This window comes from Streptomyces sp. NPDC102258 (assembly GCF_055584685.1).
Window position 1 is genome coordinate 110,231 of record NZ_JBVJLO010000019.1, and the last position, 13,058, is coordinate 123,288.

Sequence of the window (13,058 nt, forward strand, 5' to 3'; positions counted from 1 at the left end):
CAGCCCGGCCCGCTCGGGGAGCCGGTCCTGGATTCACACCTCAACGGTAGGAACGCCCGGCCGCGTTGACGTCACACTGCGGATGTACTTTTCCCAGGCCTTCGTACATCGGCGGAGTGTCATACCCGAGGCCGGCCCACACCCCACACCCCCACCCCACCGCCCCGGCGCGCCGACCGTGATCGCGTCCGCGTTAGCCTGCACGGGTGAGCTCGAATCAGCCGGTTGTCCGATTTCCCAGAGGTGCCCGGGCCCGGCTTTCGGCGGCGGCCGGGGCCGTGGCCGCCCTCGCCGTGGTGTTGCTCCTCGCCCTGCTGCCCGACGGCCCCACCGGCACCGGCGGCCCGGGCGGCGACGGCGACGGCGACGGTGACGGCAGGCCCGGGGGCGGCCGGCCCGGGCTGACGGCCGCCGTGTCCGCGCCGTTCAGCGCCTTCACCGAGGGCTACGACTGCTACCGCATCCCCGCCCTCACCACCACCAAGGACGGCACCCTGCTGGCCATCGCCGAGGCCCGCACCGCGAGCTGCAACGACATCGGCGACATCGACCTCGTCATGAAGCGCTCCACCGACGACGGCCGCACCTGGGGCCCCATGGAGGTCATCCGCGGCGCCGGCGACCCCGGCGCCTACGGCAACCCGGCCCCCGTCGTGGACGCCGCCTCCGGCCGGATCTCCCTCCTCTACGCCTACAGCACCTGGGCCCCCGACGCCGCCGGCAACCGCGTCCGCGGCCCCCGCGAACTGCGCCTCGCGCACAGCACCGACGACGGCGCCCACTGGAGCACCGAACCCGAACCGCAGCCCCAGCTCAAGGGCGCCGACTGGGCCTGGGTCTCCGTCGGCCCCGGCCACGGCATCCAGCTCACCCCGACCCGCCCCGACCGCCCCGGCCGGCTCGTCATCGGCGCCGACTACCGCACGGAGTCCAACGAATCCGGCGCCCAGCTCCTCTACAGCGACGACGGCGGCCTCAGCTGGCAGCCCGGCGCCCGCTGGGGCGCCCCCGAAGGCACCCCCGCCCCCAACGAGCCCGCCCTCACCCAGCTCCCCGAGGGCCGGATCTACGTCAACGCCCGCTCTACCGCCACCTGCGGCACCGCCGACCACCGCGTCTCCGCCCTCATCGACGACGCCGCAGCCCCCACCTTCCCGGCCCCCGGCTTCACCCCCGTCACCGGCCTCACCGCCCCGCCCGCCTCCGGCTCCCTGCTCCAACTGCCGGCCGGCGGCCCCCTCCTGCTGTCGGCGCCCAGCCGCCCCGGCGCGGAGTTCTCCGACCGCTGGACCCTGGCCGTACGCACCTCCGAGGACGGCGGCCGCACCTGGTCCAAGGACGGCGCCGTCGTCCTGCGCGAACGCGCCGGCTACTCCGACATGGCCGTCCTCCCCGGCGGCCGCGTCGGCATGCTCTACGAGACCGCCAACGGCACCCCGCACGGCTACATCAAGTTCACCGCCTTCGGCCCCCACGAACTGCGCACCGCCGCCGAGGACCTCACCCCCCGCTACACCCCCGACAGCAGCCCCCACCACAACGACGCCGTCGTCCACGGTGCACCCCGCTCCGGCAACCGCCCGGACGGCGGCAAGACCCTGCGCTTCGACGGCAAGGACGACTTCCTGCGCCTGACCGACTGCCCGGACTCGCTGCGCCTGGGCGATGCGGACTTCGCCGTCGCCACCTGGGTCAAGTACAAGACCCGCGGCCAGGACCGGGAGAGCGGCCTGCGCCAGCCCCTCGTGTGGGCGTACGGACAGGGCCCCGACGCCCGCCAGTTCCGCGTCGAGGCCGACCCGGAGACCGGCCGCCTCGTGGCCACCGTCAACGCCGGACCCGGCCCCGGACCCGTCTCCGTGACCGCCCCGGCCCGCACCGACGACGACGCCTGGCACCACGTGGTCTTCCAGCGCAGGGGCGGCACGCTGGAGCTGTCCGTGGACGGCGGCCGGCCCGCCACCGCGCCACTCGGTCCCGGCCGGACCGACTTCCGGCCCACCGGGGCCTTCACCATCCACCTCGGCACGCAGCCCGACTACAAGGCCTTCTACGCGGGCGCGCTGGACGACGTACGGATCTACGGGCGCGCCCTGTCCGGCAACGACATGGCCCGGCTGCGCGACGGCGCCGACCTCACCGACCAGGAGCGGGTCCGGCTGTCCTTCGACCGCGCCGGGTGATCACGGGCCCACGGGCCCACGGGCCCGGACGGTCTGGCGGTCAGCCGGCGGCGTCCTTGCGGGCCAGCAGCAGCCGCCAGCGCGGGCTGCCGTCCTCCCGGTACCCGAAGTGCTCCAGCGGGACCGTCTCCACCGCGAAGCCCGCCGCCGACAGGTCCGCGCGGACCGGGCCCAGCGGGAAGGTCCGGTAGTACATGACGAACGGGGGCCGCCACACGGCGTTGCGCACCCGCATCGCCGCGTCGAAGCCGGCCACCGCCCACCACAGCGGCGAGGACAGCGGGATCGGGGCGCCGACGGGGAAGGCGAAGACCCCGCCGGGCCGCAGCGCGCGATGCACCCCCGCGAAGAGGGCGGGCCGCTCGGCCGGCAGGAAGTGCCCGAAGGCCCCGAAGCTCACCGCCAGTTCGTACGAGTCCCCGAGCTGCTCCGGCAGCGCCAGCGCGTCGGCCCGTACGAGGTCCACCCCGTCGGGGTGGCGCCGGGCGGCCTCGGCCAGCATGCCCGCGCTGAGGTCGACCCCGGTCACCCGGTCCCGGCACAGCCGGCGCAGCATCGGCAGGCCCGCGCCGGTCCCGCAGCACAGGTCCAGCCCGGAGCCGAAGGAACCCTCCCGTCCGGCGAGGGCCTCCTCGACGGCGTCGAGCATCCGGTCCGGGGTGCGGAAGGGCGTCTCGTCGAACTTCGGGGCGAGCAGGTCGTAGCCCCGCTCGACGGAGGTGAGGGCCTGGACGGCCAGTTCGCGCAGGCTCGGGCCCTGGGAGGTGAACACCGGCCCAGCGTAGCCCCGGCGGCCCGGGCCGGGCAGGGCACGGATGTGCGGCGACCGCGGTGGTCCCCCTCCAGGCCACCGCGGCCGCCGCTTCCCCCGTACCGATCCCCCGTAGGTCCCCCGTGCGGCGGATCAGGACGGTCCCCCGTGCGGTGCTCCCGTACGTCCCCCGTACGGTCCCCCCCCCGCGCCGTCCCCCCGTACCCCCCCGTACCCCCGTACGTTCCTGCGGGGTTTTCCCCCGTGCGCATCCCCCGTTCGTCCCGCGAGCGGTCCCCCGTACATCCCCCTGTACGTCCGCTCGCGGGTCCCCCGTGCGCAACCCCCGCAGGTCCCCCGTACGTATCCCCCGTACGTCGTGCCGTCGTGCCGTGCCGCCGCCCTGACGGGCCGGTGCTACGGGCGGATTCCCGACGCGTGGTTGTCCAGCGTCACGATCTCCTCGCCCGAGGCGTGGTTGTCGAGCGGCTTCTCGCCCGGATTCTTCGGGGCCGGCAGGTCGAGCGGATCCAGCGGATTGATGTCGGCGCCCGAAGCGTGGTTGTCGAGCGGTCTGATGTCACCGTCGAGCGGCAGGCTGTTCTCGTTCGTCGTCATCGGATCTCCTGATGGATGAGTCGGGCCCGTTCGGCGATTCCCCCGTGGACCGCCGAACGGGTGGTCCCACAGCCGGCCCGGTTGTCCCCCGACACACCGGGTCGATGCACTTATGGTCGCGCGTGGCGATAAACGAACGATGAACGCGCCCGTCCATCGCTCCGCGCCACGCCCGCGGCCCCGGTCAGGCGGCCAGTTCGGAGGCCAGTAGGGCGCGGACTTCGGCCAGTTCGGCGGAGCCCAGCTGCGCGAAGACGGTCTCCGCGTCCCGCCAGCAGGCCCGCGCCCGGTCCGGCTGGCCGAGCCGGCGCAGCGCCTTGCCGAGTACGGTCAGCACCGTCGCCCGGCGCCACTCCCCGCCGATCCCGCGCAGCGCGATGGCCTGCTCGGCGTGCTTGGCGGCCAGGGTGGGCCGGCGGGCCGCGAGGTGGGCTTCGGCGAGCCGGAAGTGGGTCACGCCCTCCCACAGGGGCTGGCGGTTCTCGTGGAACAGCGACAGCGCCTCCGCGAGCTGGGTGAGCGCCTCGGGCAGCCGTCCGGCCTGGGTGAGGGCGATGCCGAGGGCGTACCGGCCGTTGGCCAGGCGCAGGGTCAGGCCCATCCGGTCGTAGATGGCGATGCCCTGCTGGGCCAGGTCGATGGCGGAGGGCAGGCGGCCCAGCTCGACGTGGATCCGGGAGAGGTTGCAGAGGGCGCTGGCCTCGCCGACGTAGTTGGCGTCGGCTCGGAAGTTGTCGATGGCCTCCAGCAGGTAGCGCTCGCCGTCGCGGTGGCGGCCCTGGTAGAGGGCGATGATGCCGCGGTCGTTGGGCGCCCAGCAGCTGGGCAGCGGGTCGCCGGCCGCGCGGGCCAGGTCCATGGCCTGGCGGGCCTCGTCGTCGGCTTCGGTGAAGCGGCCCGCGACCAGGTGGACGATGGTGAGCGTGATCCGGGCCCGGCCCTCCGCCCGCGGGTCGCGCGCGGCCTGGGCGGCCTCGCGCAGGGTCAGCGCGGCGGACTCGTACTGCTTGGAGTTCGCCCCGGATTCGGCGAGGTCCTTGGCGGCCCACAGCAGGTCCACGGCCCGGCGCAGCGCGCCCGCCCGGCCGGCGGCCTGGCGTACGCAGGCCAGCAGCGGGTCGGCCTCGGCGAACAGCCAGTCGAGGGCGGCGCGGGCCTCGGTCAGGACCATGCCGGGGTGGCAGGTGCCGGACAGGTGGGCGGGCAGGCGGTCGCCGGGGCGCTCCAGCGCGTACACGTGGGAGGCGGTGGCGAGGTAGAAGTCCAGGAGCCGGTCGAGGGCGTCCTCCCGGCTGTCCCCGCGGCCGTCCTCCCGGCTGTCCTCGGGGCCGTCCTCCCGGCCGGCCGGCGGCTGCTCGTCGCGGTCGGCGCAGGCGCGCGCGTAGAGGCGTACGAGGTCGTGGAAGCGGTAGCGGCCGGGGGCGGCGGACTCCAGGAGGGAGCAGTCGACCAGGGCTTCCAGCAGGTCCTCGGTGTCGTGCTCGGGCAGGCCGAGGACGGCGGCCGCGGCGGCCAGGGAGATGTCGGGGCCGTCGGCGAGGCCGAGCAGGCGGAAGGCGCGCTGCTGGGTGGGTTCGAGCTGGCCGTAGCCGAGTTCGAAGGTGGCTTTGACGGCGAGGTCACCGGCCTGGAGCTCGTCGAGGCGGCGGCGTTCGTCGGCGAGCTTGGCGGCGAGTACGGAGACGGTCCAGGTGCGGCGGGCGGCGAGCCGGGAGGCGGCGATGCGGATGGCGAGCGGCAGGAAGCCGCAGGCGCCGACGACGTCGAGGGCGGCCTGGCGTTCGGCGCCGACCCGTTCGGCCCCGACGATCCGGGTGAACAGCTGGAGGGCCTCCTCGGGGCTCATCACGTCGAGGTCGACGAGATGGGCCCCGGCGAGGCCCGACATGCGGACCCGGCTGGTGACGAGGGCCGCGCAGCCCGCGGTGCCGGGCAGCAGCGGGCGGACCTGGGCGGCGTCGCGGGCGTTGTCGAGGAGGACGAGGACGCGGCGGCCGTCGAGAACGGTGCGGTAGAGCGCGGCCCGGTCGGCGGCGGAGTCGGGGATGGCGCTGTCGGGGGTGCCGAGGGCGCGCAGGAAGGAGCCGAGGACGGCTTCGGGCAGCGCGGGGCGGGGGTCGGTGCCCTGGAGGTCGATGTAGAGCTGGCCGTCGGGGAAGTGCGGGCGGGCGGCGTGAGCGACGTGCACGGCGAGGGTGGTCTTGCCGACGCCGCCTATCCCGGCGAGCGCGGAGACGGCCATGACCTGCCCGTCGGCGGCGGTGAGGATGTCGCCGAGTTCGCTGACGAAGGGGGCGCGGCCGGTGAAGTCGGGCACGGTGGCGGGCAGTTGGGCGGGCCTGGCGAGCGTGGGGGCGGCGGCCGGGGCGGGGTCTTCGGCGCGGGCCAGTTCGGCGTCCGCGTTGAGGATGCGCTGCTGGAGGGCGGCGAGTTCGGGCCGGGGGTCGACGCCGAGTTCGTCGGCGAGCAGGCGGCGGGTGTCGGCGTAGACGGCGAGGGCCTCGGCCTGGCGGCCGCTTCGGTACAGGGCCAGCATCAGCAGCTCGCGCAGCCGCTCCCGCAGGGGGTGGGCGGCGGTGAGGGCGGTGAGCTCGGAGACGGCCTCGGCGTGGTGGCCGACCTCCAGGTCGAGGTCGAGGCGGGTCTCCAGCAGCTGGAGGCGCCATTCGGCGAGGCGGGTGCGCTCGGTGTCGGCGTGCGGGCCCGGGACTCCGGCGAGGGGTTCGCCGTCCCACAGGTCCAGCGCGCGGGCGAGCAGCGTACGGGCCAGGGCGCGGTCCCCGGCGGTGCGGGCCGTCTCGGCGTCGGCGGCGAGGCTGCGGGCGATGCCGAGGTCCAGGGCCTCCTGGTGGCGCAGCCGGACGGCGTAGCCGCCGGCGTCGCTGACGAGAAGGCCGGGGTCGAGGACCTTGCGGAGCCGGGAGGCGTACGTACGGATGGTGGCCAGGGCCTGCGGGGGCGGGTCCTCGCCCCAGATGGCGTCGATCAGCTCGGGCGCGGTGGCGGTGCGGCCGTCGCGCAGCAGCAGTACGGCGAGCAGGGCGCGCTGCTGGGGGCTGCCGGAGGGCAGCGCCTCGGCGCCGCGCCAGGCGCGGATGGGGCCGAGGACGGCGAAGCGGTTGTCGGCGGGGGAGGGGTCGGGGAAACGGGCTGCCTCGGGGTGGTTCCGCTGGTGCGGGATGGCCGGTATGCCGTCCATCTGGCGTCCCCCCTGCCTTCCGTTGGTTTAAGGGTCAGTCTGCCCTGTCTCGCCCGCACACGTCAGCCCGTGGCGGAGGGAGCCCTTCCTGGTTCTGCGGGCGACTGTGCGCCAGATAGCTGACGGTTCGTCAGATCAGCGCTACGGTAGACGGTATGGAGACCTTCCCGAAGATCATCTCGGTGGACGATCACACGGTCGAGCCCCCTCACGTCTGGCGGGACCGGCTCCCGTCCAAGTACCGCGACACCGGCCCCAGGATCGTCCGCGCCCCCCTGAAGGAAATGACCTTCCTGGGCGGCAAGTTCGCCCCCGTCATGGGAGCCCCGGGCGACGACGGCCCGATCGGCGACTGGTGGGTGTACGAGGACCTGCACCGCCCGCTGACCCGTCTCGACACGGCCGTGGGATACGACCGCGACGAGATCAAACTGGAAGTCATCACGTACGAGCAGATGCGCCCGGGCTCCTTCTCGGTTCCCGACCGGCTCGCCGACATGGACGTCAACCACGTCCAGTCCGCCCTCTGCTTCCCCACCTTCCCGCGCTTCTGCGGCCAGACCTTCACCGAGGCCAAGGACCGCGAGCTGGGGCTGCTCGGCGTACGGGCGTACAACGACTGGATGGTGGAGGAGTGGTGCGGCCCCGAGGCCCACGGCCGCCTCATCCCCCTCACCCTCGTCCCCCTGTGGGACGCCCGGCTCGCCGCCGCCGAAGTCCGCCGCAACGCCGCCCGCGGCGTGCGCGCGGTCGCCTTCTCCGAGATCCCCCCGCACCTGGGCCTGCCCTCGGTCCACACCGACGAGTGGGACCCCTTCCTCCAGGCCTGCGACGAGACCGGCACGGTCATCGCCATGCACATCGGCTCGTCCTCCCGCATGCCGTCCACCTCGGCGGACGCCCCGCCGGCCGTCGGCTCCACCATCACCTTCGCCAACTGCTGCTTTTCGATGGTCGACTGGCTGATGAGCGGCAAGTTCGAGCGCTTCCCGAACCTCAGGATCATGTACGCGGAGGGCCAGATCGGCTGGATCCCGTACATCCTGGAACGCGCGAACGTGGTCTGGGAGGAGAACCGCGCCTGGGGCGGCGTGGCCGACAAGGTCCACCGCCCGCCGTCGGAACTCTTCGCCGAGCACGTCTTCGGCTGCTTCTTCGACGACCCGTTCGGCCTGAAGAACCTGGACGCGATCGGCGTCGGAAACGTCCTCTACGAAACGGACTACCCCCACTCGGACTCCACCTGGCCGAAGTCCCGCGAGGTGGGCGCATCGCAGATGGGCCACCTGGACCCGGAGGTGGTGGACCGCATCGTGCGCGGCAACGCGATATCCCTGCTGGGGCTGACCGGGGAGGGGCTCTGGGCGGGGGGGTCTTAGGGGGGTGATCGGGGTCGGGGGTGGGCGGTGCTCCCTTGCCCGGTCTCAGGGAGGGTTGGGGGCCGCTGACGAACACCCTGAAACACGCCGGAGCCGGCGCGCGTGCGCACCTGGCGATCGTCCTGGAGAACACCCGGCTGACCATCACCGTCCAGGACTCCGGCCCGCCCGCCCCGGCTGTCCGTCCGCGCAGGGCGAACGAGGAAGGACACGGCCTGGTGGGCATGCGAGAACGCGCAGCGCTCTACGGAGGGCGGATCAACGCGAGCCCCGCAGGTGTCGGCTGGACGGTACGGGCCGACCTCGACCTCACTCCCCAGGACGGTGCCCGGTGACCACCGTGCTCATCGTGGACGACCAGCCGCTCCAGCGGTACGGCTTCCGCATGCTCCTGGACTCCGTGGCGGAGACCAACGTGGTCGGCGAGGCCGCACACGGAGCCGAAGCCGTGCGCAGGGCCGCGGAAATGCGCCCCGACGTCGTCCTCATGGACGTACGCATGCCCGGCATGGACGGCATCGAGGCCACCCGCCGGATCGTCGCCGCCGGCGATCGCTCCCGCGTCCTCGTCCTGACCACCTTCGACATCGACGAGTACGTGTACGCGGCCCTGCGCGCCGGAGCCAGCGGCTTCCTCCTCAAGGACGCCCGCCCCGAGGAACTCCTCGCCGGCATCCGGGCGGTGGCCGTCGGAGACGCCGTGATCGCCCCCACCCTCACCCGCCGCCTTCTCCAGGAGTTCGCCCGCCTCGTCCCACCCGCGGGCGACGGCTCCGCTCAGGACCCCCGCCTTGCCTCCCTCACCGACCGCGAGCGCGAGATCCTCGTCGCCATCGGCAAGGGCTGGAGCAACAGCGAGATCGCCGGTCATTTCGTCCTCGCGGAGTCCACGGTGAAGACCCACGTCGGCCGGGTCCTGTCCAAGATCGGCGCCCGCGACCGCATCCAGGCGGTGATCTTCGCCTACGACCACGGCCTGACCCGACCCCGGGCGTACTGAGCCGTGACCCCGTCGCGGGTGGGCGGCCCGAGCCCGTCGAGACGCCCCGCCCCGACGTGCCGGACCACCCGTCCGATGCGGGCCCGCGACCTGCGCGAGGCACTGGACCTGCCGACCCACCCCGCTGACCAGGGATCCTCACCCCACTCCAAGCCCGAAACGGGCATTACCTCGCTTACCGCACTCTCGACCCGAGGCGCCTGGCCGTCCCCGCGTGCACCGTACCGGCCACTGAGGGCCATGACCTTGCACGCCGCCCGGCTCGCGGGGCATGCTTCGCGAGGGTGAGCGGGAGGGATCATGGCGGTGGACAAGCGGGGCGTGGTGACGGCGGTGCTGTGCGCGGTGGCCGCGCTCGGGGCCTCCGCGGCGGTGGCCGAGCTCGTCCCGCCGCCCGACGGGACCGAGGCCGCCGTGCGGGCCGGTTCGGCGGTGGCGCCGTCGGGTTCGCCCACGGGGCCGGCGCGCGGAGCGGCCTCCAAGCCCCAGCTGGCGAAGCCCGTCCCCACCCCCGTGGCCCCCACCCCCAAGCCCGGCGGGCCCGCCGCCTTCACCGGGGCCCTGTTCACCGGCAGTCTGGACGGCGATCACTTCTGCACGGCCACCGTCGTGCGCAGCCCCGGCAAGAACCTCCTCATCACCGCCGGGCACTGCCTGATGGAGGGGGACCAGGGCGGCCCGGAGAGCGCCGTCTTCGCGCCCGCGTACGCCAACGGCGCGGCCCCGTACGGCACGTGGAAGATAGAGCACGTCTACGAGGACGAGCGCTGGGCCGAGGGCACCGACGACGACTACGACCTCGCCTTCGCCCGCCTCGCCCCCGACGACAAGGGCCGCAACATCGAGGACGTCACCGGCGGCGCGCCCCTGGACGCCTCCGGCCGCGCGGGCGAGGAGGTCACGGTGACGGGCTACCCGGCCGACCGCAAGGTACCCCGTACCTGCACGGCCGTCGCCACCCGCCTCAGCCCGACGGAGCAGCAGTTCGACTGCGCCGACTTCCCCGGCGGCACCAGCGGCAGCGCGTGGATAGGCCGTGACGGCAAGGTCATCGGGATCCTGACGGGCGGGGACACGGACGACGTGTCCACCAGCACGGTCCTCGGCGACTACGCCGCCAAGCTGTACGCGAAGGCCACCGCGGGCCGCTGACCCCGCGCCCGCGCCCGCCCCCGCCCCCTCACCGCCCCAGCGCCGCCCGCAGGGTCAGCCCGTGGTGGTGGTGCAGCCGGTACAGCTCCCAGCACGACAGCGCCGTGACCGAGACGGGCGCGCCCAGGATGAAGACCACCCGCGCGGCCAGCGGCACCTGCCCGTACGAGCCGGTGATCAGGTCCTCCACGGCCATCTCCCACACCAGGACGGTGGCGAGCGCGGGCGGCAGCAGTTCGTGGACGTCGGCGGTGCGGAAGACGTGGACGAGCGACAGCCCGATGCCGTAGAGCGCGAAACCGAGCGACCACAGGCACATCAGCCCCATGACGATCTTCCCCGGCAGCCCGACCGCGTCGCGCAGCCCCTGGCTCTCGGCGGACACGGCCAGCGGGAAGGTGGCCATCGACGCCATCAGGGCCAGTACCACCCCGAGGGAGCGCAGGGCCCGCTTCAGGTAGAGGCGCCGCAGGCTGCCGCGGGCGGCGGCCGCGAAGGCGCCGACCAGGAAGGGGAGCGTGCAGGCCAGGATGAGGGTGCTGGTCCAGCTCTGGTCGAGCCGGTCCCGGGCCGCCGCCTCGGCGCCCTTCACCGCGTCGGTGGCGGCGGAGTACGCGAACGTCAGCGCGAGCCACGCCGTGAAGCCGAGCACGGTCCGCCACAGCTGGAGCTTGTGCACCGTGGGGTCGGTGATGATCCCGGGACGCGTGGGGCGGAACGTGCGCTGGGCGGCGTACAGCGGGTTGAACACGAAACGGGCGATCAGCCGGCCGCGCGTGGGCGGCGGCGGTGGCGGGACCGGCGGCGGGGCCGGCATCGCGTACGGGTTCGGGTACGGGGGCGCATACGCGTATCCGGGCTGCGGCGGCTGCGCGGGCACGCCGTACGGCCCGGGCGCGTACCCGGGCTGCGGGGGCTGCGCGGGCACCCCGTACGGTCCCGGCGCGTACCCCGGCTGCGGCGGCTGCGCGGGCACGCCGTACGGCCCGGGTGGTGGCGGGGGCTGCGGACCGCCGTACGGTCCGGGCGGGTTCGGCTGTTCGCCACTCGGGTGCATGCTCACGCCTTCTCCCCCGTGCTGCCGTCTGTCGGGCTTCCCGCAGGGTAGCGGCGTCGGCGCCCGGCCGTCAGCCCGGGCGCCGGACCGCCCGGGGCCCCGCCTATAAGTCCGGCTCACCCAGAAGACGGTGTGGCAAGATCGCGGCATGCTACGACTCACCGACTTCATCATCGACTGCCCGGACACGATGAAGCTGGCAGCCTTCTACTCCGAGGTGATGGGGCTCCCGGTCAAGGAGGGCAGCAACGCGGACTGGGCCGGTATCCAGACAGGCGAGATCGAACTGGCCTTCATCCAGGTGGAGGACTACCGCGCCCCGCGGTGGCCCGACGGCGAGCACCCCAAGCAGTTCCACCTCGACTTCGAAGTCGACGACATCGAGGCCGAACAGAGCCGCGTCCTGACCCTCGGCGCGACCTTGCAGCGGGACTGCGTCGGCCCCGAAGGCTACGGTTTCCGCGTCTACACCGACCCCATCGGTCACCCCTTCTGCCTCTGCCGCAACAAGGGTGTCGTGTGGACCGACCAGGGCCCCACCTGGCCCCAGCGCGCCCAGTAGGCCGTGCCGCGCAGTAGACGGAACGGAGCCCTTCGCGCGCCGCCGGAGCCCACCTAGGCGAGCAGCCCCAAGTGCACCGGCTCGGACGGGGCTTCGGCGAGCAGGTCCGCCAGCCGTGGCGGCCACAGCGGTTCGCCGAGGGTGGCGAGGCGTCGGCGGGGGAGCCACTGCCAGTGGATGCCGGGGGCTTCGAGGCGCGGCTCGCGCTGGGGGCCGGTGGTGAGGTAGATGTGCTCGTGCTGGCGGACCCGTATGCCCTGGTGGGTGAAGTCGTGCTCCCAGGTGCACAGCAGCCGCTCCGGCTCCAGGTCGGTCCAGCCGGTCTCCTCGCGCAACTCGCGCCGTACGCACTCCTCCGGGCTCTCGCCGGGGTCGATCCCGCCGCCCGGGGGCAGCCAGTGGATGCCGACCTCACTGTTGTTCTCGCGGAAGAGGAACACCGATCCGCTGGGGGAGACGACGACAATGCGCGCTGCCTGACGAGGAGTTCTCATCAGTTCAGGGTACGTCCGGGGGCCCGCGCGGCGGGAGGGGTCGGAAGGTTCCCGCCGCGCGGGCCCCGGGGGCGTACCGGCGTCAGATGGTGACGCAGATGCCGTCCTCGATGGTGCGGCCGTCGCGCTCCAGACCGCCGCAGACGAGCTTGGCGCCGGCCTGCTCGTACCCGACGCCCCAGCGGTGGGAGGCGGCGGTGACCCGGCCCGACCGGAACTCGCCCCAGTAGGCGCGCAGCACCCCGGGGTTGCCGTCGCGGGTCTGGACGGTGATGTCCTGGACGAAGCGGTTGTGGTGCGCGGTCATGACGCAGATGTACTGGCCGCAGTGGCTGTTCACCTCGGCGCTGGCGGGCGACGCGGCGGCGAGGGCGAGGGCGACGGCGGCGAGCAGGGTGGCGGACTTCCGCATGACTGTTCCTCCTGGTCGGGTCGGCCGCACTTCCGTACTGCCGTGCGGCCGGCCCGACCAGTAGTAGCGTCCCGGCGGCCGCCGAAGGGGGGGACGGGCCGGCAATCCCCCAGATCAGGTGGCCTTTGCGGTCTGATGATGCGACCGGTCGCCCCGCAGTGCCGTTTCTGCGGGGCGACTCCCGCGGGGCGACTCCCGCGGCGCGACCGGCGACCGGCGACCGGCGACTGGCGACCGGCGACTGGTGACCG

The 13,058-nt window shown here is 73.9% G+C and carries 12 protein-coding genes; 6 read left to right on the top strand and 6 right to left on the bottom strand.

Features of this window, described 5'->3' with window-relative positions; all coding sequences use genetic code 11:
- Positions 1–206 precede the first annotated feature (206 nt).
- On the top strand, positions 207–2,183 hold the full coding sequence (locus ACZ6ZT_RS27495; protein WP_469722662.1) for an exo-alpha-sialidase: 1,977 nt from the start codon (positions 207–209) through the stop codon (positions 2,181–2,183).
- A gap of 40 nt (positions 2,184–2,223) precedes the next feature.
- Here the strand turns inward: ACZ6ZT_RS27495 and ACZ6ZT_RS27500 are convergent, their stop codons facing one another.
- From ACZ6ZT_RS27500 to afsR, 3 genes are all read right to left on the bottom strand, one after another.
- Complete coding sequence (locus ACZ6ZT_RS27500; protein WP_469722664.1) at positions 2,224–2,955, bottom strand: class I SAM-dependent DNA methyltransferase; 732 nt, start codon at positions 2,953–2,955, stop codon at positions 2,224–2,226.
- A 396-nt stretch (positions 2,956–3,351) separates the two neighbouring features.
- Positions 3,352–3,552 carry a hypothetical protein gene (locus ACZ6ZT_RS27505; protein ID WP_469722665.1) on the bottom strand — a complete coding sequence of 67 codons (201 nt, stop codon included), beginning with the start codon at positions 3,550–3,552 and terminating at the stop codon, positions 3,352–3,354.
- A 184-nt stretch (positions 3,553–3,736) separates the two neighbouring features.
- On the bottom strand, positions 3,737–6,751 hold the full coding sequence (afsR, locus tag ACZ6ZT_RS27510; RefSeq protein WP_469722666.1) for an SARP-family global regulator AfsR: 3,015 nt from the start codon (positions 6,749–6,751) through the stop codon (positions 3,737–3,739).
- 155 nt (positions 6,752–6,906) lie between these two features.
- On the opposite strand from afsR, the gene ACZ6ZT_RS27515 reads away from it, so the two are divergent.
- The 4 genes from ACZ6ZT_RS27515 (at position 6,907) to ACZ6ZT_RS27530 (ending at position 10,282) form a co-directional block, all read left to right on the top strand.
- Entirely contained in the window at positions 6,907–8,130 is a 1,224-nt protein-coding gene (locus ACZ6ZT_RS27515) for an amidohydrolase family protein (RefSeq protein WP_469722667.1), read from the top strand.
- A gap of 35 nt (positions 8,131–8,165) precedes the next feature.
- On the top strand, positions 8,166–8,465 hold the full coding sequence (locus ACZ6ZT_RS27520) for a sensor histidine kinase (protein ID WP_469722668.1): 300 nt from the start codon (positions 8,166–8,168) through the stop codon (positions 8,463–8,465).
- Positions 8,462–9,130, top strand: coding sequence for a response regulator (locus ACZ6ZT_RS27525; protein WP_469722669.1), 669 nt, complete (start codon positions 8,462–8,464; stop codon positions 9,128–9,130). The genes ACZ6ZT_RS27520 and ACZ6ZT_RS27525 overlap by 4 nt, the downstream gene beginning before the upstream one ends.
- 300 nt (positions 9,131–9,430) lie before the next feature.
- Complete coding sequence (locus ACZ6ZT_RS27530) at positions 9,431–10,282, top strand: trypsin-like serine peptidase (RefSeq protein ID WP_469722671.1); 852 nt, start codon at positions 9,431–9,433, stop codon at positions 10,280–10,282.
- A gap of 28 nt (positions 10,283–10,310) precedes the next feature.
- Here ACZ6ZT_RS27530 and ACZ6ZT_RS27535 read toward each other — a convergent pair whose 3' ends face one another.
- A complete protein-coding gene (locus ACZ6ZT_RS27535; protein WP_469722730.1) occupies positions 10,311–11,339 on the bottom strand; it encodes a proline-rich domain-containing protein in 1,029 nt (342 codons plus the stop codon).
- Between the two features lie 148 nt (positions 11,340–11,487).
- On the opposite strand from ACZ6ZT_RS27535, the gene ACZ6ZT_RS27540 reads away from it, so the two are divergent.
- Positions 11,488–11,901: a VOC family protein gene (locus ACZ6ZT_RS27540; RefSeq protein WP_469722672.1), complete on the top strand. Its 414-nt coding sequence runs from the start codon at positions 11,488–11,490 to the stop codon at positions 11,899–11,901.
- Positions 11,902–11,954: 53 nt separating this feature from the next.
- Here ACZ6ZT_RS27540 and ACZ6ZT_RS27545 read toward each other — a convergent pair whose 3' ends face one another.
- The gene (locus tag ACZ6ZT_RS27545; protein WP_469722674.1) at positions 11,955–12,395 is read right to left on the bottom strand and encodes an NUDIX hydrolase; all 441 of its coding nucleotides are present in this window, start codon (positions 12,393–12,395) and stop codon (positions 11,955–11,957) included.
- An 82-nt stretch (positions 12,396–12,477) separates the two neighbouring features.
- Entirely contained in the window at positions 12,478–12,807 is a 330-nt protein-coding gene (locus ACZ6ZT_RS27550) for a hypothetical protein (RefSeq protein WP_469722675.1), read from the bottom strand.
- Between the last annotated feature and the right edge of the window lie 251 nt (positions 12,808–13,058).